Source organism: Amycolatopsis sp. NBC_00355 (assembly GCF_036104975.1).
GTDB lineage: Bacteria > Actinomycetota > Actinomycetes > Mycobacteriales > Pseudonocardiaceae > Amycolatopsis.
Window position 1 is genome coordinate 7,134,459 of the sequence record NZ_CP107982.1, and the last position, 22,273, is coordinate 7,156,731.

Annotated in this window: 24 protein-coding genes and 1 pseudogene; 13 read left to right on the top strand and 12 right to left on the bottom strand. The window is 71.3% G+C overall.

All coding sequences use genetic code 11. The annotated features are described in order from the left end of the window. The first annotated feature begins 40 nt into the window (after positions 1 to 40). Positions 41 to 829: a metal-dependent hydrolase gene (locus OHS18_RS32565; RefSeq protein ID WP_328459117.1), complete on the top strand. Its 789-nt coding sequence runs from the start codon at positions 41 to 43 to the stop codon at positions 827 to 829. Here OHS18_RS32565 and OHS18_RS32570 read toward each other — a convergent pair. Beyond that, positions 792 to 1,574 carry a nuclear transport factor 2 family protein gene (locus OHS18_RS32570; protein WP_328613436.1) on the bottom strand — a complete coding sequence of 261 codons (783 nt, stop codon included), beginning with the start codon at positions 1,572 to 1,574 and terminating at the stop codon, positions 792 to 794. The genes OHS18_RS32565 and OHS18_RS32570 overlap by 38 nt on opposite strands. Positions 1,575 to 1,671: 97 nt before the next feature. Here OHS18_RS32570 and OHS18_RS32575 point away from each other — a divergent pair, with 97 nt between their 5' ends. Beyond that, on the top strand, positions 1,672 to 2,217 hold the full coding sequence (locus OHS18_RS32575; protein ID WP_328613437.1) for a TetR/AcrR family transcriptional regulator: 546 nt from the start codon (positions 1,672 to 1,674) through the stop codon (positions 2,215 to 2,217). A gap of 242 nt (positions 2,218 to 2,459) precedes the next feature. Here the strand turns inward: OHS18_RS32575 and OHS18_RS32580 are convergent. Continuing rightward, positions 2,460 to 3,251, bottom strand: a pseudogene (locus OHS18_RS32580) (MFS transporter); the annotation flags it as partial. A gap of 120 nt (positions 3,252 to 3,371) precedes the next feature. Here OHS18_RS32580 and OHS18_RS32585 point away from each other — a divergent pair. Both OHS18_RS32585 and OHS18_RS32590 read left to right on the top strand, forming a co-directional pair. Continuing rightward, positions 3,372 to 3,707 carry a hypothetical protein gene (locus tag OHS18_RS32585; protein WP_328446134.1) on the top strand — a complete coding sequence of 112 codons (336 nt, stop codon included), beginning with the start codon at positions 3,372 to 3,374 and terminating at the stop codon, positions 3,705 to 3,707. 35 nt (positions 3,708 to 3,742) lie between these two features. Continuing rightward, on the top strand, positions 3,743 to 4,204 hold the full coding sequence (locus tag OHS18_RS32590) for a hypothetical protein (RefSeq protein ID WP_328446132.1): 462 nt from the start codon (positions 3,743 to 3,745) through the stop codon (positions 4,202 to 4,204). Between the two features lie 3 nt (positions 4,205 to 4,207). Here the strand turns inward: OHS18_RS32590 and OHS18_RS32595 are convergent, their stop codons facing one another. Continuing rightward, the gene (locus OHS18_RS32595) at positions 4,208 to 5,842 is read right to left on the bottom strand and encodes an ABC transporter permease (RefSeq protein ID WP_328613438.1); all 1,635 of its coding nucleotides are present in this window, start codon (positions 5,840 to 5,842) and stop codon (positions 4,208 to 4,210) included. Beyond that, entirely contained in the window at positions 5,839 to 6,735 is an 897-nt protein-coding gene (locus tag OHS18_RS32600) for an ABC transporter ATP-binding protein (protein ID WP_328613439.1), read from the bottom strand. Before OHS18_RS32600 ends, OHS18_RS32595 begins: the two co-directional genes overlap by 4 nt. 93 nt (positions 6,736 to 6,828) lie before the next feature. Here OHS18_RS32600 and OHS18_RS32605 point away from each other — a divergent pair, with 93 nt between their 5' ends. From OHS18_RS32605 to OHS18_RS32620, 4 genes are all read left to right on the top strand, one after another. Then, positions 6,829 to 7,323, top strand: a complete 495-nt coding sequence (locus OHS18_RS32605) for a GbsR/MarR family transcriptional regulator (RefSeq protein WP_328613440.1) — start codon at positions 6,829 to 6,831, stop codon at positions 7,321 to 7,323. Positions 7,324 to 7,332: 9 nt separating this feature from the next. After that, positions 7,333 to 8,010: an SGNH/GDSL hydrolase family protein gene (locus tag OHS18_RS32610; protein ID WP_328446124.1), complete on the top strand. Its 678-nt coding sequence runs from the start codon at positions 7,333 to 7,335 to the stop codon at positions 8,008 to 8,010. Between the two features lie 422 nt (positions 8,011 to 8,432). Next, on the top strand, positions 8,433 to 9,038 hold the full coding sequence (locus tag OHS18_RS32615; RefSeq protein WP_328446122.1) for an RNA polymerase sigma factor: 606 nt from the start codon (positions 8,433 to 8,435) through the stop codon (positions 9,036 to 9,038). Further along, complete coding sequence (locus tag OHS18_RS32620) at positions 9,035 to 9,514, top strand: carboxypeptidase regulatory-like domain-containing protein (RefSeq protein WP_328446120.1); 480 nt, start codon at positions 9,035 to 9,037, stop codon at positions 9,512 to 9,514. The genes OHS18_RS32615 and OHS18_RS32620 overlap by 4 nt, the downstream gene beginning before the upstream one ends. Here OHS18_RS32620 and OHS18_RS32625 read toward each other — a convergent pair. Beyond that, positions 9,511 to 10,251 carry a polysaccharide deacetylase family protein gene (locus OHS18_RS32625; RefSeq protein WP_328459116.1) on the bottom strand — a complete coding sequence of 247 codons (741 nt, stop codon included), beginning with the start codon at positions 10,249 to 10,251 and terminating at the stop codon, positions 9,511 to 9,513. The genes OHS18_RS32620 and OHS18_RS32625 overlap by 4 nt on opposite strands. Before the next feature lie 143 nt (positions 10,252 to 10,394). Further along, a complete protein-coding gene (locus OHS18_RS32630; RefSeq protein WP_328446119.1) occupies positions 10,395 to 10,844 on the bottom strand; it encodes an SRPBCC family protein in 450 nt (149 codons plus the stop codon). 68 nt (positions 10,845 to 10,912) lie between these two features. Between OHS18_RS32630 and OHS18_RS32635 the strand changes: the two genes are divergently transcribed. Both OHS18_RS32635 and OHS18_RS32640 read left to right on the top strand, forming a co-directional pair. After that, positions 10,913 to 12,880, top strand: coding sequence for an FUSC family protein (locus OHS18_RS32635; RefSeq protein ID WP_328613441.1), 1,968 nt, complete (start codon positions 10,913 to 10,915; stop codon positions 12,878 to 12,880). Positions 12,881 to 12,903: 23 nt separating this feature from the next. Further along, entirely contained in the window at positions 12,904 to 13,146 is a 243-nt protein-coding gene (locus OHS18_RS32640; RefSeq protein WP_328613442.1) for an antitoxin, read from the top strand. A 64-nt stretch (positions 13,147 to 13,210) separates the two neighbouring features. Here OHS18_RS32640 and OHS18_RS32645 read toward each other — a convergent pair whose 3' ends face one another. Genes OHS18_RS32645 through OHS18_RS32655 form a run of 3 tightly spaced genes read right to left on the bottom strand, consistent with a single transcriptional unit; the run spans position 13,211 to position 16,769 of the window. Then, the gene (locus OHS18_RS32645) at positions 13,211 to 14,188 is read right to left on the bottom strand and encodes a prephenate dehydrogenase (RefSeq protein ID WP_328613443.1); all 978 of its coding nucleotides are present in this window, start codon (positions 14,186 to 14,188) and stop codon (positions 13,211 to 13,213) included. 26 nt (positions 14,189 to 14,214) lie between these two features. Further along, a complete protein-coding gene (locus OHS18_RS32650; RefSeq protein ID WP_328613444.1) occupies positions 14,215 to 16,227 on the bottom strand; it encodes an NADPH-dependent 2,4-dienoyl-CoA reductase in 2,013 nt (670 codons plus the stop codon). Beyond that, positions 16,227 to 16,769: a PadR family transcriptional regulator gene (locus tag OHS18_RS32655; RefSeq protein ID WP_328613445.1), complete on the bottom strand. Its 543-nt coding sequence runs from the start codon at positions 16,767 to 16,769 to the stop codon at positions 16,227 to 16,229. The genes OHS18_RS32650 and OHS18_RS32655 overlap by 1 nt, the downstream gene beginning before the upstream one ends. 118 nt (positions 16,770 to 16,887) lie before the next feature. Here OHS18_RS32655 and OHS18_RS32660 point away from each other — a divergent pair, with 118 nt between their 5' ends. Continuing rightward, complete coding sequence (locus tag OHS18_RS32660) at positions 16,888 to 17,826, top strand: patatin-like phospholipase family protein (protein WP_328613446.1); 939 nt, start codon at positions 16,888 to 16,890, stop codon at positions 17,824 to 17,826. Here OHS18_RS32660 and OHS18_RS32665 read toward each other — a convergent pair. The 3 genes from OHS18_RS32665 to OHS18_RS32675 form a co-directional block, all read right to left on the bottom strand. Then, a complete protein-coding gene (locus OHS18_RS32665; protein ID WP_328613447.1) occupies positions 17,823 to 18,287 on the bottom strand; it encodes a hypothetical protein in 465 nt (154 codons plus the stop codon). The genes OHS18_RS32660 and OHS18_RS32665 overlap by 4 nt on opposite strands. A gap of 85 nt (positions 18,288 to 18,372) precedes the next feature. After that, positions 18,373 to 19,215, bottom strand: coding sequence for an SAM-dependent methyltransferase (locus tag OHS18_RS32670; protein ID WP_328446103.1), 843 nt, complete (start codon positions 19,213 to 19,215; stop codon positions 18,373 to 18,375). Positions 19,216 to 19,270: 55 nt separating this feature from the next. Next, on the bottom strand, positions 19,271 to 19,729 hold the full coding sequence (locus OHS18_RS32675) for a MarR family winged helix-turn-helix transcriptional regulator (RefSeq protein ID WP_328613448.1): 459 nt from the start codon (positions 19,727 to 19,729) through the stop codon (positions 19,271 to 19,273). A 159-nt stretch (positions 19,730 to 19,888) separates the two neighbouring features. On the opposite strand from OHS18_RS32675, the gene OHS18_RS32680 reads away from it, so the two are divergent. Further along, entirely contained in the window at positions 19,889 to 20,851 is a 963-nt protein-coding gene (locus OHS18_RS32680; RefSeq protein WP_328613449.1) for an alpha/beta hydrolase, read from the top strand. A gap of 148 nt (positions 20,852 to 20,999) precedes the next feature. Then, positions 21,000 to 22,208: an alpha/beta hydrolase gene (locus tag OHS18_RS32685; RefSeq protein ID WP_328446097.1), complete on the top strand. Its 1,209-nt coding sequence runs from the start codon at positions 21,000 to 21,002 to the stop codon at positions 22,206 to 22,208. Positions 22,209 to 22,273 lie beyond the last annotated feature (65 nt).

Genomic DNA, 22,273 nt, shown 5'->3' on the forward strand with positions numbered 1-22,273 from the left:
GGATTGATTTCGATTCGCGGATCCTGGGGGCGGCACGATGATGGGGCGCACGCATGCCCTGACCGGGTGGTGCGCGGGCTTGGCCATCGCGCCGGCGGTCGGCGCGGGCTCGGTCCACCAAGCGGTGGTCTTCGCCGCGACGACGGCGGGCTTCGCCCTGCTGCCCGACCTGGACCACCCCGGCGCGAGCGCGTCCCGCCTCCTCGGCTGGCTGACCGGCGCCCTGTCCTGGGTGCTGCGCCGCGTCTCGGCGGGTTTCTACGCCCTGACGAAGGGCCCCCGCGACGAGAACGTCACGGGCAAGCACCGCCACCTGTCCCACACGATCCTGTTCGCGGCCGGCCTCGGCGCCCTGACGTCCTGGGGCACCGAAGCCGGCGGCCCGTGGGCCGTGGTCGGCGTGGTGGTCTTCGGGCTGATGCTGGCGGAAGGCGCCCTGGGCGACTGGCTCCTGCCGGTGAGCGGCGCGGCGGTGGCGTGGTGGTTCTTCACCGCCCCACCGGACCGCGCGGGTGAGCTGGCGTCGATCACCGGCTGGCTCGGCGTCGCGGTCGCGGCGGGCTGCCTGACCCACTGCCTCGGTGACGCGCTCACCGAAGCCGGCTGCCCGTTCCTCTTCCCGATCCCCATCGCCGGCGAGACCTGGTACGAGATCCGGCCGCCGAAGCCGCTGCGGTTCCGGACCGGCAAGAAGGTCGAGAAGCGCCTGATCTTCCCGGTTTTCGCGCTGGCCGGGATCCTGCTGGTGCCGGGGGTGTGGCAGTACACGAGCAGCACGTTCCAGCGCCTGTTCATCCCCCCGACGAGCCAGCAGGCGACGACTCCCTGAACCGGCGGATCCGCTCCGCCGACGCGGCGGTGTCCGCGTAGTCGCGGGAGTGCGTGATCCGGCCGCCGGCGACCGTCATGACCATCGCGTACGTCGAGACGAACGCCTCGCCGCCCATCTCCTGGTGCAGGTCGAACTCCGCCACCAGCACCGCCGGGTCCGACGTCTCGTGCACCACGACGTTGTCCGCCTTGACGATCCGCCGGACCGCGGCCGCGGCGGTGAACCGGCGTCGCAGCTCCTCGCGGCCCTTCGTGAAGCGGTCGGCCCCGGCCGGGGTGAAGGGCATCTCGAGCACGACGTCCTCGGCGTAGAGGTCGGCGAGGTCGTCCCACCGGTTCTCGACGGACGCCGCCAGGAACGCGTCGAACACGGCCCGCGCCGCCGAGGACGCGCCCGAGACGTTCGGGTAGTCGCGGTAGGAGGTGATCGCACCGTCCACCACCGTCACGACGCCCACCGACGAGGGGAACCGGAACGCGCGGCCGACGGCGACCAGCTCCAGCACGAAGCCGGACTCCGTCGGGGTCACGGTGACCTCGGTCTTCTCCAGGCCCAGCGCGCGGGCGCGGACGCCACCCGCGGTCAGGGCCGCCAGGATCGCGTCGCGGCCCTCGACGCGTTCGGATCGGAACGGCAGCTCGTAGACGGCGTCTTCGGCGAAGACGTCCGACAGCGCCGAGGCGTCGATCGTCGCCATCCCGGTGCGGACCAGCTCGGCTATCTCGGACGCGGTGCGTGGCATCGGAATTCTCCTGAGAAGATGTGCGTTGAATCGGAACGGTGCACCCGCTTAGGACGATACGGAACTTGCGTTCCGATTGTCAACGAGGAGGATCTTGATGGAGAAGACCGGCCTTCGGGCGGACGCGCGGCGCAACCGGGCGAAAGTCCTGGCTGCCGCCGAAGAGGCGTTCGCCGCCGACGGGCTGGCCGTGCCGCTGGACGACATCGCGCGGCTGGCCGGCGTCGGGGCCGGCACCGTCTACCGGCACTTCCCCAGCAAGGAAGCGCTGTTCCAGGCCGTCGTCCTCGAGCGCATCACCCAGTTCACCAACGAGGCCCGCGGCCTCGCCGCCGCGGACGACCCCGGCGAAGTGTTCTTCGAGTACTTCGGCCGCGTCATCAAGCAGGCCTCGCTCAACCGCGCCATCTGCGACGCCCTCACCGAGGCCGGCGGCATCGGTTTCAAGGCCGACGCGGGTGACGACTTCCGCGCCGCCTTCGGCCTGCTGCTCGAACGCGCCCAGGCCGTCGGCGCCGTCCGCGCCGACATCGACGGCGACGACCTGCGGGCGCTCATGGTCGGCTGCCTCGCCGTCGAGCGGTACTCGCCGGGCAGCCGGCACCTGGTCCGCGTGGTCGTCGACGGGCTCAAGACGCGGTGACCGGCAGGTCGCGCAGCTTCCGCAGCGGCCGGAGGACGGCGACCGACACGAGGATCCCGGCGGCGGCGACGTGCAGGGTGGCGCGCATCCCGAGCCACCCGGCCAGCCCGCCGCCGGCGAGGCTGCCGAGCGGGATGACGCCGCAGATCAGCGTCCGGATGGTCGCGTTGACCCGGCCCAGCAGCTCCGGCGGCGACGTAACACGCGAGTGCCCAGCCGCGGCCGGTGAACGGGTAGAGCTGGTACACCAGGCCGGTCAGCACCGCGAAACCCCAGAACGCACGTGCCGGGCCGACGCGCTCGCCGAGCCGCCGCGCCGTGAGCCCGGCCGCGAGCGCGCCGGACAGGGCGGACGCGTTGACCAGGCCGATCACCCACGGCACGAGGCCGACTTCGCGGCTGAGGAAGACGATCACGATCGCCAGGTGCACCGACTGGAAGAAGCTCGTCAACGCGTAGTACCCGCCGATGGCCCGCAGCACCGGATCGCCGCGGACCACCCGAAGACCTTCGCCGATCTCGCGGAGCAGGTGCCGCTCGCGGGGTTCCGGCCGCACGTCGTGCGTCCGGATCCGCCGCAGCCAGAGCGCCGAGAAGAGGTAGCTGACGGCGTCGGCGGCCAGCGCCGTCGCGTTGCCCAGGGCTTGCACGATGAACCCGGCCAGGCTCGGGCCCGCCACCGCGGCCATGGACAGGTTCGTCGCGAGCCGGGCGTTGGCGTCGGGCAGCTGCTCGCGCGTGACCAGCCGCGGCACGTACGTCTGGTGGGCGATGTCGAAGAACATCGTCAGCAGGCCGACACCGAGGACGGCCGCCAGCAGCTGGGGCAGCCCGAGGACGCCGAACAGCGCCGCGACCGGGATCGAGCCGATCAGCGCGGCCCGGCCGAAGTCCGCGGCGATCAGCACCGGCCGGTGGCGCACGCGGTCGCACCACGCGCCGGCCTGCAGCCGAGCTGACTCACCAGGTCGGCCGGCCACAACCGGCGGAAATCCCGGTTCCGCAACGCCCCCATGATCGTGAACCTGGCACATGAGCGCACTGGATGCAATAAAGTTGAGTCAAATACGCTCAAGGCGGACTGTGTGTAACAAGAGTTAAGATCGACGCGAGTTTCCTCGTACCTGCGCTTCGCGTGGCGAGGGGGTGCCCGGATGCACGGACGACCTAGCTGGGGCTCCGCTGTGGTGATCGGGCTGGCGGGCTTCGCCACCGGGTTGCTGGTCGCCGCGCTGCTCGTGGCCGGTCGTCCCACAGTCCCATCGCCGCAGGTCAGCGGTCCGACGTTGCTTTCCTCGACTCCCGTGGTGCCGATCACCGTGACGGCCCCGGCGCCCCCGGCCACGACGGTGACCGACGTCGAAACCTCGCCGCCGGTCACCTCGACCACGCTCGTCCAGGTGACGGTCCCGCCGCCGACGCCGTCGACGACCACCCCGGCCCCGACGCCGACCTCGACGTCCTTGGTGGTCATCACCAGTCAGGACTGATGCAACCGTGGTGCGGCCGGCACCGTCTGGTGGGCATGCGCGGAGTTCTGTGGCTCGTGGCGGTCCTGGTCCTCGCCGCCGGATGTGGTGGCGCCGGGGAGGGCCCGGGGTGCCCGGCGATCGGCGTCCGGGTCGGCGTCGGCCTGACGGTCCCGCCCGCGGCCGGGATCTCGCGCGCCACCTTGGAAGCGTGCTGGCACGGCCGGTGCGTGACGCGCCCGGCCGACCTCATGCCCGGCACCGCGGCGGGCAGCACGACCTGCGCGACCGGCGTCTGCTCCGCCCAGCAGACCGCGACGGGCGGGCTTCAGGGCTTCGTCGATCTCCCGGGCCTGCCCGCCGAGCCGATCCGGGTCACCGTGCGGTTCGACGACGGGCGGCCGCACACCACCGACGTGACGCCCGCCTGGGTCGAGCCGGGCGGCCCCGCGTGCGGACAGGCGGGGCCGCAAGCGCAGCTCGTGGTCGGGGCCGACCGCGAGATCCGGCCGAAGTAGCGCTCAGCCGACGTCGCGGCGGCGCCAGCCGGCCAGGCCCGCGCCCAGCGCGACGGCCGCGACCACCAGGAGCCAGACGAGCGGCGTCGCCACGAACTCCTGGCCCGGGAGCTTCGGCGGGTGCTGGAACGGCGAGACGTCCAGCGCGCCCTGCGGCAGGTTGACGATCGGGCCGAACAGGCTGATCAGCAGGGCCAAGGCCCCGACGCCCCACGCCGCGGCCGAGTAGGCCGGCCGCAGCCCGAAGAGCGTCACCGCCAGCGCGATCACCACCCACGTCGCGGGCAGCTGGACCAGCATCCCGCTCAGCATGTCGCCGACCGAGCCGCCGACGTCGTGCGTGCGCAACCCGTTGGCCAGCCCCAGGAACAGACCGCCGGCCAGCAGCAGCAACGCCGTGCCGAAGAACGCGAACAGCAGGTGGCCGCCCGCCCAGCGCAGCCGGCCGACGCTGGTCGCCAGCACCGGTTCGAGCCGGATCGCCGTCTCCTCGCCGCGCATCCGCAGCACGGCCTGGATGCCGTACAGCGACGCGACCATCGCGAACATGCCGGCCATCGTGGCGAGGAACGCCTGCGTGAGGCCGTGCGCGCCGCCGAGCCGTTCCATGATCTGCTGTGCCTGCGGGCTCGAGCCGACCAGGCCGCCGATGCCGCTGGCGATCGAGCCGAACACCGCGCCGACGACGGCCATCCCGATCGTCCAGCCGAACAGCGGGCCGCGGTGCAGCCGCCAGGCCAGCGCGAGCGGGGACCGCAGGCTCGCGGCCGCCCGCGCCGGGCCCGGCCGCGGCGGCAGGAAACCGACGCCGACGTCGCGGCGGGGCAGCAGCCAATACCCGGCCGCGCTGACCACCAAGGCAAACGCCACCGGCAGCAGCAGCACCCACCAGCGTTCGCCGGCGAACGCGCGGATCTGCTGCACCCAGCCGATCGGCGACAGCCACGACAGCCAGCGAGCGTCCACAGTGGAGTCACCGGCGCCGCGCAGCAGGAACGCCGCGCCGACCACGGCGGTGCCGATCCCGTTGGCCGTGCGGGAGTACTCGGCGAGCTGGACGGCGACGGCGGCGACCGCGGTGAACACCAGCCCGGCCAAGGCGACCGACGCGCCGAAGGCGAGGGAACCAGCCGCGGGCAGACCCGCGCCGATCATCGAGCCGACCTGGATCAGCCCGATCAGCACGCTCGCCGCGCCGGCCACCAGCACCCCGGCGGTCAGCGCCGCGTACCGGCCGACGACCGCGGACGCGAGCAGCTCGGCGCGTCCGGTGTCCTCCTCGGCGCGCGTGTGCCGGGTGACGGTGAAGACCGCCATCAGCCCGATCAGCAGCGCCAGGAACCCGCACATGCGCCAGGCGATGAACCCGCCCGCGCTGGTCAGGTCGAAGGGCGGCCCGTAGAGCAGCGCGTACGACGGGTTGGCGTTCGCGCCCGCCTGCAGCGCGAGGCGGTCGGCGTCGGTCGGGTAGAACTGCGCGAACGTCTTGACGGTGCTCGCCGGGATGACGCTGAGCAGCACGATCCAGATCGGCAGGGTCACGCGGTCGCGGCGCAGCGCGAGCCGCGTCAGGTGCCAGGTGCCGGCGAGTTCGTGCGCCGGCGTGGGTTCGGTTTCGCGGGAGAGGGTCGCGGTCATTTCGCGCTCGCCTCGGTGGTGTAGTGCCGCAGGAACAGCTCTTCCAGCGTCGGCGGCTGGCTGACCAGGCTTCGCACGCCGACCTGGGTCAGCTGGCGCAGCGCCTCGTCGAGCGAGCGGGTTTCGACGTCGAACCGGACGCGGTTGCCGTCGACCTTGAGGTCGTGGATGTTCTCCAGGTTCGCCAGCCCGTTGGGCGGTCCGGCGAGCTCGGCGGTGATCGACGTCCGGGTCAGGTGGCGCAGCTCGGCGAGCGTGCCCGACTCCACGGTGCGGCCGTTGCGGATGATGCTCACCTTGTCGCAGAGCGCTTCGACCTCGGCGAGGATGTGGCTGGAGAGCAGCACTGTGCGGCCCTGCTCGCGCTCCTCCTGGATGGCGTACTGGAACGTCGCCTCCATCAGCGGGTCGAGGCCGGACGTCGGCTCGTCGAGGATCAGCAGGTCGACCCGGGACGCGAGCGCGGCGACGATGGCGACCTTCTGCCGGTTGCCCTTCGAGTACGTCCGCCCCTTCTTCTTCGGGTCGAGGTCGAACCGCTCGAGCAGGTCGGCGCGCCGCTTCTCGTCGAGGCCGCCGCGCAGGCGCCCGAGCAGGTCGATCACCTCGCCGCCGGAGAGGTTGGGCCAGAGGTTGACGTCGCCGGGCACGTAGGCCAGCCGGCGGTGCAGGCTCGCCGCGTCCTTCCAGGGGTCGCCGCCGAGCAACCGGACGTCCCCCGAATCCGCGTGCAGCAGGCCGAGCAGGACCCGGACGGTGGTCGACTTCCCGGCGCCGTTCGGGCCCAGGAATCCGTGTACTTCCCCAGTAGGTACCTGCAGATCGAGGCCGTCCAAGGCCTTGGTCCGGCCGAACGACTTGTGCAAGCCGGAGATCGCGATGGCATTTTCCATGCTTCGGAAGCTACACTGATTTCACGAAGTTGTGAAGTTAAGAAAATGTCTAGACCGAGTGATCTTGACTGGGTGGTGCGAGAGGATGGCCGGATGACGACGCCTGACACGAAGCGAGATGAAGACGCCGTCCGCCGGTACGTCGAAAGCTTGGCCCTGGTGCTCTCGCAGATCGGGATGCAGCGCATGTCCGCGCGGGTGTTCGCGGCCCTGATGACCACCGACGAAGGCCGGTTGACCGCGGCCGACCTGGCCTCGCAGCTGTCGGTCAGCCCCGCGGCCGTCTCCGGCGCCGTGCGCTTCCTGGGGCAGATCGGCCTGGTCGCGAAGGAACGCGAGCCCGGCGAGCGCCGCGACCACTACCGCCTCTTCGACGACCTCTGGTACGCCACGTTCCTCAAGCGCGACCGCATGATCATCATGTGGCGCGACGCGGCCGAGAACGGCATCGACGCGCTGGGCGAGGGCTCGCCCGCCGGCGAACGGCTCGCCGAGATGCGGGACTTCCTGTCGTTCATGCTCGAAGAGCTCAACGGGATGTATGAGCGCTGGCACAAGATGCGCGAAGAGAAGAACCGCGCCAGCTAACGTCGAGGTGTGCTTCTCCTCCTCGCCGCCCAGGCGGTCTACGTCAAGCGGACGACGCCGCGGCTGCCCGGGGCCGCCGGGCCCGGCGACGGCGTCGTCGACGGGGCGGGGGAGCCGGTCCGGCTGGCCGTGCTCGGCGAATCCACAGTGGACGGTGTCGGCGCGGCCACCCACGAAGAGGCGCTGACCGGCTGCCTCGCCCGTGAACTCGCGAAGGGCGGCCGGGCCGTGCGCTGGCAGGCCGTCGGCAAGACCGGCGCCAACGCCCGGACCGTCCGCGCCGAACTGGCGCCGCTCGTGGAGCCCGCCGATCTCGTGGTGATCGCGCTCGGCGTCAACGACACGATCGAGCTGCGCTCCGCCGCGGGCTACCGCCGTGACCTGCTGGCCCTGGTCGTCGACCTGCGACGCCGCCTCGGCCCGGTCGAGGTCGTCCTCGCCGGGGTGCCGCCGATGGCACGCTTCCCCTCGCTGCCGCGGCCGCTGCGGGACGTCCTCGCCGCCCGGTCCACCGCGCTCGACGCCGCGGCCGCCGCCGTGGCGCGCGTCCCCGGCGTGACCCATGTACCCATGGCTCCCGATCTCCTCGACCCCGCGGCCTTCGCGTCGGACCGCTTCCACCCCGGGCCTGCGGGATACGCGCGGTGGGCGCAAACGCTTGCCGGTGCACTCTCGGTGATCAAGTAGCCGCATTCCGTCGAGCTTCGAAAAAACTTCGGCGTTCGTGTATCTGGGGGTCCCCCCACTGCGTCCTGTGGAGCAGCCAAGCACGGAGATCGGATCGCGGCAGGGGGTGCCGGATTCGGAGGAAAACGCGGTGGCCGGGAGCCGAGGGGGCCCCCGGACACCGTCGGCCGGGTGCCCTTCGGGGGAGGGGTCACCCGGCGGGGCCCGTTGGGGAGCGGGCCCGTGAGGGAGGGGAGTACCGGTCGGCGCGAGTCCACCCGCCCGCGTCGGCCGGTACCTCCCCCGCAGCCGTTGACCGCGAGCGTGACCGACGACTAAGAGACTTGATGTATCCGAGATCCACCTGCACGCTCCTTCCCCCCGAAGGACCCGCGATACTGCCGAAGCCGACTCGAAGACGTTTCCGAAGAGGGGCAGATACGGTGACCGACGTGCAAACCGCAGAGGTTGATCCTCCTTGGGAGGGCCTGACCGGCGCCGAGCTGCATGCCGCCTGCATGCACGCGGCGAGAGAAGGCGACCGCCAGGCGATGGCCCGCCTGGTCGACGAGCTCACCCCGCTCGTCTGGCACGTGGCCAGGGCGAACGGCCTCGACCGCTCGGTCGCCGAAGACGTGGTCCAGACCGTGTGGCTGGCCTTGTTCAGCCAGCTCGGGAAGCTGCGTGATCCCAAGGCGCTCGCCGCCTGGTTGATCACCACGACCCGGCGCGAGGCGACCCATCCCCACGGCCGCCGCATCCAGCCCGTCCCGCTGAGCGACGAGGTGGCCGACGCGATGCCCAGCACCCAACCGGCTCCCGAAGACGAAGCCGTCCGCGCCGACCGCGACCGCCGGGTCTGGCGCGCCTTCGTCCGGCTGCCCCACCGCTGTCAGGAGTTGCTCCGGCTGACCGTCCTCGCGGGCCGTGCGGAGTACCAGCTCGTCGCCGAAGCGTTGCGGATGCCGCGCGGCAGCGTCGGACCGACCAGAGGGCGCTGCCTCGACCAGATGCGCGATCTCCTCGCCAGTGAAGGGGGCAGCCGATGAACGACGTCGGGGCACCGGGAGGCACGGCCTCCGCGGACGACGAAATCCTGCTGGCCGACATCGGCCGCTTCCTCGACGAGCTCGATCCGCCGCCGGACGACCTCGTGCAGCGGGTCCAGTTCGCGCTCGCCCTGGAGGACCTCGACGTCGAGGTCGCCCGCTGGGAACGGCTCGACAACCTGGCCGGCGTACGCGGTAGCGGCACCGGGACGATCACCTTCACCGTCAGCGACCTCACCGTGATGATCAACCTGACCAAGATCGGCAAGCAGCACCGCATCGACGGCTGGCTGGTGCCGGCCGGCCAGTACGGCGTCGAGGTGCGCGTCGCCGAGCACGGGACGACGTCCACGACCGCCGACGAAGGCGGGCGGTTCGTGCTCGACAACGTGCCGCGCGGGACCACGCAGATCCTGGTGCACCTGGGTGACGTGACGTGCCGCCGGACCGTCGTGACGCCGACAGTCGTTCTCTAGCCCAGGAAGTCGGCGAGGGGGACGGGTGTGAGCCCGTCCTTCTTCGCCTGCTCGACGAACGCCGTGTAGTCCTCTTTGAACGTCTTCCGGAAGTGCATCAGCACGATGTCGCCCGGCTTGAGCTTGTCGCCGGCCTGGAACTGGACGTGGCCGTCGTTGACCGCGGCCGTCCACAGCACCGCGACGCGCATCCCGCACGCGGCCGCCGCGCGCAGCGTGGTGTGGTCGTAGTTGCCGAACGGCGGCCGGAAGATCGACGGCCGGACGCCGAGGCCCTTCTGGAAGTCGTCGGCGTCGTCGCAGATCTCCTTGCGCTGGAACTCGAACGGCTTGCCCTTGAGGTTCGGGTGGTCGACCGTGTGGTCGCCGAGCGTCGCGCCGGTCGCGTCGAGGATCTGCTTGAAGTAGGCCTCGTGGCCCTTCACGTACTTCTGGTTCAGGAACAGCACCGGGTGCGTGCCGGACTGCTGCATCAGCTTGAGCGCGTCCGGGTCCTTGACCGCGCCGTCGTCCATCGTGAGGAAGACGTACGGCTTGTCGGTGGTGATCTTGCGGACGACCTGGACCTCGCCGTTCGCCACGGCCGGCGCCTTCTGCTGCACGGTGCCGAACGCGTAGGGCCCGGACGGCGTCGAGCCGGGGCCGCCACCGGGCGCCGGGTTCGGCTGGCTGGGCTCGGGCGGCGCCGGCTGGGCGCTCGAACACGCCGTGAGCGCCAACACCGCCGCGGCCACCACCGCTGTCACTCTTCCGTGTCGCCTTTTGCTGAACATCCCCGCGTCCCCCTTTCGAAGGGTAGTCGAGGACTACCCGAAAGGGTGACGTTCAGGTGGGGCGCGAAGTTGCGTCAAACGATCTTGTGTGGCCTGACGCACCCAGGTCAGTGCCCGGTTTCGGCCGCCTTGACCAGCTTCGCCGAGAACAGCCGGATGACGTTCTTGAGCCCGGCGGCCAGGATCGGGCCGCTGCCGCGCACGGGCTCGGTGAACGAGCCGGTCCAGCGCAGGTGCGTGCCGCCGTCGACGGTCGGGGTGAAGAACACCTCGGCCCGGTAGTCCTTGATCGGGTTGTTCCCGAAGAACGTGTAGACGTGGCGGCGGTCCTGCTCGTACTCGACCGTCTCCTCCTTGATCAGCACCGGCCACAGGCCGACCGCGCGGACGGCGCCCACGCCGTTCGGCTCGTCGGTGCCCTGCCGGGCCCAGCTCGCCTGGATGATCAGTGGTTTTCCCCACTCCGCCCAGCGCGGGCCGTCGGCTTCGCGCGCGAACAGCGCCGACGGCGGCGCTGTGCTCGTGCGGTTGACCTCGAAGGAGTACTTGCGGCCCACCGGAACCTCCCACGTTGTTGACAGGTTGATAATTAAGCGTTCCCGGCAGCGTAGGTCAAGATGGGGGCGTGAGCACGCCGCGTCCCGACATCGCCGCGCCGCACTGGCTCGTCCAGCTGCTGCGGAGCAAACCGGTCCCGGTGCCGTGGAACATGGTCGCCCGGGCCGTGCTCGCCCTCGCCGTCCCGCTGGCGGTGGGCTTCGCCGCGGGTGACATCGCCGTCGGCGCCCTGATCTCGACCGGCGCGCTGCCCGCCGTGCTGTCCGAGTCCGCGGGCCCGTACCGCTACCGCGCGCGACGCCTGGGCGGCGCGACGCTCGCCGCAACCGGTGGTTACGTCGTCGGCCTGCTCACCGGCGGCGTCCCGGCCTTGTCCGTGCCCGCCGTGATCCTGGTCGCCGCGGTGTCCGCACTGATCAGCGCGGCCGGCAGCAACGCCTCGGTCGCCGGCCTGCAGATGTTCGTGTTCTGCGTGCTCGGCACCGGCCAGCACGCGACCGGCGTCCGCGTCGAGATCCTGTTCGGCTACTTCTGCGTCGGTGCCGCGTGGAGCCTGCTGGTCGCGCTCGTCACCTGGACGGTCCGCGCGACCAGCGCCGAACGCGGCGCCGTCGCGCACGTCTACGTCGAGCTGGCCGCGATGCTCTCGGCGACCGACGAGGCCGTCTCGCGGGTGGCCCGCCACCGGCTGACCACGGCCATGAACACCGCCTACGACCAGCTGCTCACCGCGCGCTCGTGGCTGTCCGGCCGCGACGCCGCGTACCGGCAGCTGCTCAACCTGCTCTCGGCGACGACCCCCGCGGTCGAGGCGTCGGTGGCGCTGGTCAACGCCGGCCGCCGGGTGTCCGGCGACGTCATCGACCACTTCGTCGCGCTCTCGGCCGCGGTGCTGGCGAGCCAGCCGCTGCCGGAACCGCCACCGGAGCCCGAGGACGACGCCGACCCGCTGCGGGCCGCCCTGTACGCCGGGCTGATCCGGATCGGGAAGGGTGACGACCGGAAGCGCCGGGAGCAGGCCCCCTGGTACCGGCGGCTGCGGGACTGGGGGCGGTCCCTGGCGTCCGGCCCGCTGACCTGGATCGCCGCCCTGCGGCTGACCCTGTGCGTCGCGATCGCCGAGGTCGTCGGCCTGCTCGTGCCGCTGGAGCGGTCGTACTGGCTCACCCTGACCGTCGGCATCGTGCTCAAGCCGGACTTCGGCTCGGTCTTCGGCCGCGCGGTGCTGCGCGGCATCGGCACGGTCGTCGGCGTCGGGATCGGCGCCGCCGTGCTGGTCGCGGGCGGGCGCGGCTGGATCCTGGTGGCGCTGATCGCGATCTTCGCCGGCGGCGTCGCGGTCGGGAAGGTGCGCAACTACGGCATCCTCAGCGCGTTCGTCACGCCGTTGATCATCCTGCAGATGGACCTGGCGAACACGGCGAGCTGGGACGTCGTCGTGGCCCGGCTGGTCGACACGGTGCTGGGCTGCGTGATCGTGCTCGTCTTCGGCTACCTGCTGTGGCCGGGAAGCCGGCGTCCCCAGGTCGGCGGCCGGCTGGCCGACGGGCTGGACGCCGTCGCGAAGTACGTCGAGTACGCCCTGGTCGAGGCGTCGTCGGGGGACGCGCGGCTGGCGCGGTCCCGGGCCCGGCGCGGCGCCTACCGGGCGCTGGCCGACCTGCGGACGGCGTTCCAGCAGGTCGTCGTCGAGCCGTCCGCCAACGGCCGCCAGGCGGTGGCGTGGTGGCCGGTCATCGCGGCGCAGGAACGGGTCGCGGACGCCGTCACCGAGGTCGGCGTCACGATCGGCCGCGGGGTGGCGCCGCCGGCGCCGTCGGACGTCGGGCTGCTGACCACCGCGATCGAGGAGCTGGCGTCGTCGATCCGCGAGCAGCGGACGCCGGAGTCGGTGCCGCTGCCCGACAGCGCACAGCTGGCCGGCGTGGTCGACCAGCTGGAGTCGGCGTTCGACGCGGTCCGCGGGCCGGACCTGGTCGAACACACGCCGTTGCGGCTGGTCAGGCGGTTTTTGCCCTACCACAGGCGGACGTGACACGAGTGCTGTTCAATGCACTCATGGGAATCGACTTCGACGCGTTGAAGGGCAAGGCCGAAGACGCCTTGCGGGAGCACAACGACAAGATCGAGCAGGGCCTCGACAAGGCCGCCGACTTCGCGAAGTCGAAGTTCGCCGGCCACGACTCGCAGATCGACGGCGGCGTCGAGAAGGCCAAGGACTTCCTCAACAAGTTCGACAACACCCCGGACAACCCGCCCGCGGCCCCGCCGACTCCGCCGGCCCCGCCCGCCCAGCCGTAGTTCCCGAAAGCCGTGAAGGACTCCTTCCCGGCTCTTAAGGCCGGTAAGGAGTCCTTCACGGCTTTTACTGGACTTCGCCGGTCGCGACGCCGTCCGCGAGGCCGGTGATCCGGCCGCCGCGCTCGCCGAGGGCGATCAGGCCGTCCCGGGCGTCCGGGGCGGCCAGGCTGATCCGGACGCCCGCCCGCTCGGCGTCCAGGCCGGCCGCAAACGCTTGCGCGCCTTCGTGTCCCGCGTTGATGGTGGCCGCCAGGCCGCCGGTCGAGGCCAGCGAACCGCGCGCGGCGCCGAGCCGGCCGAGGGCTTCGTCGACGATCGGGAGCAGCGCGTCCCGGTTGCCTTCGGTCATCGCGCGCACGAGGTGCGGGTTCGAGCCCGCGACGCGTGTCCCGTCGCGGTAGGAACCGGCCGCGAGCGACATCGCCAGCGGGCCGCCTTCGGCGCCGATGGTGGCGAGGATCGCGGCGAACAGGTGCGGCAGGTGGGAGATCCGCGCGACGGCTTCGTCGTGCGACTCCGCGGGCAGCGGCACCACGTGCGCGCCGAGGTCGAGCACCAGCTGCGCCACCTCGGCCCAGGCTTCGAGGTCCGTGTCGTCCTCGACGGCGACGACCCACGCCGCGCCCCGGAACAGCGAGGCGTCACTGGCCAGCCAGCCCGAGTGGGACGTCCCGGCCATCGGGTGCCCGCCGACGTAACGCGTGTACGGCACCCGGCGGCGCACGGCGTCCAGGACCGGCGCCTTCACGCTGGTGACGTCGGTGAGCAGGCAGTGCGACGCGTGCTGGGCGACCAGGCGCAGCAGGTCCTCGACAGCGGGCAGCGGCACGGCCAGCACGACCAGCGCGTCCTCGGCGGCGGCCCGGAGCAGCGCGGCCTCGACGTCGGTCGTGACGTCGAACCCCGCTCTGCTCGCCGCGTCGGCGTCCACTTCGGAAACCGCCGCTCCCCACGCCGTGCGGCCGCTCGCGGCCGCCGCGCGCAGCAGCGACCCGCCGATCAGCCCGAGCCCGATCACGCATACGTCTCGCACGGGGTTCATCCTGCCAGTGCGGGAGGCTTCCCGGGCTACAGCGCGGCCGCGAGCCGCGTTCCCTGGTCGATCGCGCGTTTCGCGTCGAGTTCGGCGGCGATGTCGGCGCCGCCGATCACGTGCACCGGCAGCCCGGACGCCGTCAGCTCGTCGGCGAGGTCGCGCACGGGCTCCTGACCGGCGCAGACGACGACCGTGTCGACTTCCAGCAGCCGCGCCCGCCCGGCCACGGTGATGTGCAGGCCGGCGTCGTCGACGCGGTCGTAGGTGACGCCGGGAATCCGTTCGACGCCCTTCGCCTTCAGCGCGGCGCGGTGCACCCAGCCGGACGTCTTGCCGAGCCCGGCACCGATCCCGGACTTCTTGCGCTGCAGCAGGTAGACCTGCCGCGGTGACGGCTCGGGCTTCGGCTCGGTGAGCCCGCCGGGCGCGTGCTCGGGGTCGGCGACGCCCCATTCGGTCATCCACGCGTCGAGGTCGAGCGCGGGGGAGCCGAGGTGCGTGAGGAACTCGCTGACGTCGACGCCGATCCCGCCGGCGCCGATCACCGCGACCCGGTCGCCGACCGGCTTCCCGTGCCGGACGACGTCGACGTAGGACAGCACCTTCGGGTGGTCGATGCCGGGCAGTGACGGCACCCGGGGCGCGACGCCGGTGGCCACCACGACCTCGTCGAAGCCGGTCAGGTCCGCCGCGGTGACGCGCGTGCCGAGGTGCAGCTTCACGCCGGTCACCTCGAGGCGCCGCTGGTAGTAGCGGATCGTCTCGGCGAACTCCTCCTTGCCGGGGATCTTCCGTGCGATGCCGAACTGGCCGCCGATCTCGTCGTCCGCTTCGAACAGTTCGACATGGTGGCCGCGCTCTGCGAGCGCGGTGGCGGACGACAGCCCGGCGGGCCCGGCGCCGACGACCGCGATGTGCTTGACGCGCCGCGTCGGGGTGAGCGTCAACGTCGTCTCGTGGCCCGCGCGCGGGTTCACCATGCAGGACACGAGCTTGCGCTTGAAGGCGTGGTCGAGGCAGGCCTGGTTGCAGGCGATGCAGGTGTTGATCTCGTCCTCGCGGCCGCTCGCGGCCTTCCGGATCCACTCCGGGTCGGCGAGGAACGGCCGGGCCATCGAGACGAGGTCGGCGTCACCGTTCGCCAGCGCTTCCTCGGCCACCTGCGGCATGTTGATCCGGTTCGACGTCACCACCGGGATCCCGACGTGCGGTTTGAGCTTCCCGGTGACCCAGGTGAACGCGCCGCGCGGCACCGACGTGACGATCGTCGGCACCCGGGCCTCGTGCCAGCCGATGCCGGTGTTGATGATCGTCGCCCCGGCGGCCTCGACGTCCTTCGCGAGCGCGACGACGTCCTCCCACCGCTGGCCGCCCGGCACGAGGTCGAGCATCGAGAGCCGGTAGATGATGATGAAGTCGTCGCCGGCCTTCTCGCGCGTCCGGCGCACGATCTCGACGGCGAACCGGCGGCGCTTCTCGGCCGTGCCGCCCCAGGCGTCAGTGCGTTTGTTGGTGCGCTCGGCCAGGAACTGGTTGATCAGGTAGCCCTCGGAGCCCATGATCTCGACGCCGTCGTAGCCCGCTTCGCGCGCGAGAGCGGCGCAGTCGGCGAAGGCGCGGATCTGCTGACGCACGCCGTAACCGGTCAGCGCGCGCGGCCGGAACGGGTTGATCGGCGCCTTGCGGCTCGACGCGGACACGCTGAGCGGGTGATAGGCGTAGCGGCCCGCGTGCAGGACCTGCAGCGCGATCTTGCCGCCGGCCTCGTGCACCGGCGCCGTGAGCTGCCGGTGCTGCCGCGCCTCGGCGGACGTCGTCAGCTTCGACGCGAGCGGCAGCAGCCAGCCGGTGCGGTTCGGCGCGAACCCGCCGGTGACGATCAGCCCGATCCCACCGCGGGCGCGCTCGGCGTAGTACTCGGCCAGCTCGGGGAAGTGCGCGGCCTTGTCCTCGAGGCCGGTGTGCATCGAGCCCATGAGCACGCGGTTGCGCAACGTCGTGAAGCCGAGATCCAGCGGGGCCAGCAAGTTCGGGTAGTCGGTCATCACGCGTCCTTCTCGTGGTGGAGAGCAGCGAGAACTTCGTCGAACCACTCGACCTGGCCTTCTTCCACGCGGATGCCGCCGCGCAGGACCAGGTACTGGTGCAGGTGCCGGCCTTCGAGACCGGCCGGGGCGGGGAAGTCGCGCTTCTCGATCTGCCGGTAGACGTCGAGGCGTTCGGCGTGCGCGGCGCGGTGCCGGACGATCTCGGCCGCGACGGCCCCGGGATCGCCGAAGCTCGCGCCGCGGATCTTGACCGCGAGTTCGACGGGCCCGGCCGACGGGTCCGGCTCGGCGAGCCAGCGGACCAGCTCGGTGTGACCGCTTTCGCTGACCGTGTAGACCTTCTTGTCCGGCCGCCCCGACTGCGCGACGACGTCGACAGCGACCCAGCCGGCCTCTTCCATCCGCTTCAGCACGCGGTAGATCTGCTGGTGGGTGGCGCTCCAGAAGAGCCCGATCGACTTCTCGAACCGGCGCGTCAGCTCGTAGCCCGAGTCGGCGCGCTCGGACAGCGAAACGAGGATCGCGTGCTCCAGAGCCATGCTCCGAGGGTGCTATGCAACTAGGTGCAGTGCAACGAGGCGCGCATCACTTCACCCGCGCGAGTGACGCACTCCGTAGTTCTCAAAACGGGTCGACGAATCGCCGTAAAAGACCAGGATGGGAGGAGTGCACCCGGTACTCGAACTGATCTCCGAACGGCTGGCGACCGGCAGTGTCCCGGGCGAACGCACGGACGGCCGGCGCCTCGCGCTGGCCATCGAAGGCGGCAGCAGCCGGGGCACCTACTCGAGCGGCATGGTCCTGGCGCTGGACGAACTGGGGATCACCCCCGCGTTCGACGCCGTCTACGGCTCGTCGGCCGGCGCGTTGAACGGCGCCTGGCTGCTCTGCGGCCGCTCGTCGACGGGCGTGCGGACCTGGTGGAACCCGGTCGTCATGCGGCGGATCATCAACCCGCTGCACACCCTGCGCGGCCGCGCGGTGATCGACCTCGAATACCTCGTCCACCAGGTCTATTCGGTGCTGGAGCCGATGGACTTCCCGGCGATCCTGGCCAACACGGTGACGTTCCACCCGCTGGCCACCGACGCCGACACCGGCGAATCCACCGACCTGCACCCCTTTCTGGACGACGTCGACGCGATCAAGGTCGCGCTCGCCGCGTCGTCCTGCATGCCGGTGCTGGCCGGGCCGCCGATCCCGATGGCCGGGCGCCGGTTCGTCGACGCCGGGGTGGCCGAGCCGATCCCGTTCCGCACCGCGCTCGCCCAGGACGCGACCGACGTCCTGGTGCTGCGCACCCGTCGCGCCGACGAGCTGCCGCTGCGGCCGCCGCGGGTGCAGGACGTCGTCGTGCCGCGATTCCTGCGCCGCCAGGCGCCCGGCACGATCGCCGCCTGGCACGACACCTACCGCCGGGACGTCGAAGACGAGGAGATCCTCGCGACCGATCCGCGCATCCTCAGCGTCCGGCCGCCGATGGGCGCACCGGACGTGGCGGTGCTGGAACGCGATCCCGAGGTGCTGCGCAAGGCCGTCGAACTTGGCAAGAGCGCCGTCCTCGACGTCCTGGAAGGCCTGCGCGAAGCGTCTTAGACGCGCACGGCGTGGTGCGCGCGCGACTGGACGACCAGCCGCTGCGCCCCCAGCGAGACGGCCAGGTAGAGCAGGATCGACGCGGTGCCCAGGCCCTTCGCGCTGCTGTCGATCAGCGCGTCGAGTCCGATGTGGACACCGATGCCGGCCGGCCACAGCACGATCGTGAGCCAGGTGCCCTGGCGGAACAGCTGCCCGTCCTGGCGCCAGAGCCGCACGGTGTACCCGCGGACCACGCCGAACCCCGCGGCCAGCACCAGGCTGCCGACGAGCAGGCCGATCACCAGGCCCGTCGACGACGCGGACTTGAAGAAGGCGCTCAGCTGGAGCACCCCGAGCACCAGCAGGATCAGCAGCACGGTGGGCCTGCGGTCCTCCCGGACCGGGCGCTTCTGCGTCTGGCGCCACAGGATCCAGGCCAGGACGACGAGTCCGATGAGGATGTTGACCGAGCTGTTCACGAGCGTTCCCCTTCGCGGTGCGTGGGCACCACGGTGCTCGCGTCGGCGCCCCGGAGCGTCAACCCCGGGGTGGAAGCCGGGTGGATCAGGGCTTGCGGGCGATGCCGCCGATCACCCGCGACTCGGACGGCGAACCGGCGAACACGGTCCGCGCGTCCGGGTGCCACGCCGGCGCGTAGACGAGCCCGGGCTCCAGCATCGGCCAGCCGCCGAAGAAGCGTTCGAACTCGGCCATCGGCCGCAGGAAACCCGGGTTGGTCGTGGTCTCGTAGTACTCGAGCAGGTCGATCAGCGCTTGCCGCTCGTCGTCGTTGACCGGGTTCTCGTTGGTCATCTGCGACAGCACCAGCAGCGAGCCGGGGGCGAGCTTCCGGCGGTAGAACGCGAGCAGCCGGTCGGGCTCCTGGTCGTCCTTGATGAAGTGCATGACGGCGTTGATCACCAGGGCGACGGGCTGCCGCACGTCGATGATGGCGGACGCACCCACCCGGGCCCAGAGGTCCTCGGGCTGCAGGAAGTCCGCGGCGATCGCGTGGTGGCGCTCCGGGTCGGCGGTGTCGGCGAGCAGCAGCGTCGAGTGCGCGAGGGCGATGGGCTCGTTGTCGATGTAGAGCACGTGCGTGTCGAGCTCTTCGCGCGTCTCGTCGGCGACTTCGTGCACGTTGCCCGCCGTGGGCAGCCCGGAACCGATGTCGACGAACTGCCGGATGCCGGCACGCACGCACTCGCGCACGGCGCGGCCGAGGAACTGGCGGCTGGTCAGGCAGTACTCGCCCATGAGCGGCAGCCGGGCGCGGACCTTCTCGGCGAACGCGCGGTCGATCGCGTAGTTCGTGTTCCCGCCGATGAAGTAGTCGTAGATCCGGGCGGCGGACGGCCGGTCGAGACTGCTCTCGACGGCTTTGAGCGCGTCGTCGTGGTTGATCATTCGCGTCCCCTGCCTGCTTCGTGGCCCATGCTAACGACGGCCGGGGACAGCGTGATCACGCCGGGGACAAGGCCTCCCGATAGGCGTTCACGGATGCGGTCAAACGGTCGAGTTCGCCGCGCATCCGGGCGAGCCCGGCCGCGTCGAGGCCCATCGCGTCGCCGATCACGTTCGGGACGCCGACGGCCTTGTCGCGCAGCGCCTTCCCGGCGTCGCTGAGGCTGACCATGACGGCGCGCTCGTCGTCCTCCTGCCGGTTGCGCTCGACGAGCCCGGCCGCGTGCAGCCGTTTGAGCAGCGGCGACAGCGTGCCCGAGTCGAGGTTCAGCTCGGCGCCGAGCTCCTTGACCAAGCGGTGGTCCTGCTCCCAGAGCGCCAGCATCACGAGGTACTGGGGGTAGGTCAGGTCGAGCTCCGCCAGGACGACCCGGTACAGCGACGTCACCGCGCGGGACGCCGAGTACAGGCCGAAGCAGAGCTGGTCGTCCAGCCGAAGTGAGCCGTTCTCCGTCATGGCGGCCTCCTCTCTCGTAACTCTCCATGGTCCCCGATCGGGTGTTGCGCGGCAACTTAAGTGCCCCTGATCTCATTGAGTGTCATTGAGTTGTGCACAACTCAGTTGAGGGCTACGTTTGTGTCCTCAGGTTGCTCCACCCGCCCCGAGGAGGCAGGCATGACCGCCAACCCGCACCACATCGCCCTGGAACCGGCCGCGCAGGCGTTCGCCGAGGCCACCGACCAGCCGCCGTACCTGTTCCAGCTGCCGCCGGAGGAGGGGCGCAAGGCCGTCGACGGCGTCCAGGACGGCGAGATCGCCATGGCCGACGCCGAGATCGAGGTCCTTCGGGTGCCGGGCGGTCCGACCGGTGAGGTCGAGACCCGGATCGTCCGTCCCGCGGGTGTCGAGGGGCCGCTGCCGGTGATCGTCTACGTCCACGGCGCGGGCTGGGTCTTCGGCGACTTCCACACCCACCAGCGCCTGGTGCGCGAGCTGGCCACCGGGACCGGTGCCGCCGTCGTCTTCCCGGAGTACGACCGCTCACCGGAGGCGCGCTACCCGGTCGCCATCGAGCAGAGCTACGCCGTGGCGAAGTGGGTCGCCGAGCACGGCGCCGAGAAGGGGCTCGACACCACGCGCATCGCCGTCGCCGGCGACTCGGTCGGCGGGAACATGACCGCGGCGCTGACGATCCTGGCCAAGCAGCGCGGCGACGTCACCTTCCGGCAGCAGGTGCTCTTCTACCCGGTGACCGACGCGAACTTCGACACCGAGTCGTACACGAAGTTCGCCGAGGGCTACTTCCTCGGCCGCGAAGGCATGAAGTGGTTCTGGGACCAGTACACGACGGACCCCGCCCAGCGCGCGGAGATCACCGCGTCGCCGCTGCGCGCGTCCCTCGAAGAGCTCGCCGGTCTGCCGCCGGCCCTCGTGATCACCGGCGAGGCGGACGTCCTTCGCGACGAAGGCGAGGCGTACGCGGCGAAGCTGCGTCAGGCCGGTGTGCCCGTCACTGCCGTGCGGTACCAGGGGATCATCCACGACTTCGTGATGGTGAACTCGATGCGCGAAACCCACGCCGCCGAAGCCGCGATCACGCAGGCGATCTCGGTGCTGTCGCGCGCGTTCGCGAAGTGAATTCCTGAGAGAACGCTGAGCGAGCACCGCGTTGCGGCCCTATGACGGAACTCACAGGGCCGCAACGCATGTGGTGGGTCAAACGTGCTATATACGCGAGTCCCGCATTCCGGGCGCGCATTCCTGCCCGCCTGGAAGGACCCGTCCCATGCACCTCAGCAGCATCCGGCTGGACTCGCCGGTCAACATGATCGTGGTGGTCGTGCTGACGCTGCTCGCGATCATCGCGGTGCCGTGGTTCTGGGACCGCTGGAAGCGCAAGCGGCTGTGGCGCAGCGCGACGATCCTGCTCGCGGTCGTCCTCCTGGTCGTCTCGGCCGGCATGGCGGGCAACATGATCGGCGGGTTCTTCCCGACGGTCGGCTCGCTGCTCGGCACCGGCGTCTACTCCGCGCAGGGCACCGACGCCGAGGCGGCGCAGAACGGCGAGGACCTCGAGAAGCTGCGGGACACCGCGGTGGCGCACGCCCGCGAGGGCAAGGGCACGGTCGTCCACATGAAGGTGACCGGGCGCCGGACCAAGATCACCCGCGACGTCACCGTCTACCTGCCGCCGCAGTACTTCGACGCGGGCTTCAAGGACCTCAAGTTCCCGGTGATCGAGTGGATCCCGAACTACCCGTCCGGCCCCGAGGTCGTCACCGCGGGCTACCACCTGCCGGAGCAGCTGGACGCGGCGATCGGCAAGCGCTTGCTCACCCCGACGGTGGTGGTCGTGCCGGACCCGACCGGCGTCCCGAAGGTCGGCCACGACACCGAATGCGTCGACGAGGTCAACGGAACCGCGAACGACACGTACCTGACCGCGGACCTGCGGGACTGGGCGCTGCAGAAGCTCGGCGCGGCGCCGGACCGCCGGGCCTGGACGATCGCGGGCTGGTCGTCCGGCGGGTACTGCGCGATGAACCTGGTGACGCGGCACCCGCAGTGGTACGGGCAGGCGGTCAGCGTCAGCGGTTACGACAAGGCGCAGGTCGATTCCGAGACCGAGGACCTCTTCCACGGCCGGCAGGACATCAACGACGCCAACAACGTCCGGCTGAACGTGCGCCTGCACCCGTCGCCGGTGGACATCCTGGCCATCGCGGGTGACAAAGAGAGCTACGAAAGCTTTGCCATCGACCAGATCCGCAACGCGGCCCGGCCGCCACTGCGGTTTTCGTCGTGGCGGATCCCGGACGCCGGCCACAACATGAACACCTTCAAGTCCCAGATCCCCGACGTCCTCGCGTGGATCGGCGCGCACAGCTCGGCTCCCGGCCCGGTCGGCCGACAGGTCGAGACCACCGGCGGCGTGCAGCCCTGGCCGTTGCCGCGCTCGGGCGCGCACGGCGCGCTGGCCGACACCGACCAGTAGCCGTTCTTCGTCCACTGAGGACGGTCCGACGATTTCCGACATCGTTGTCATCGGTGTGGTGCCAG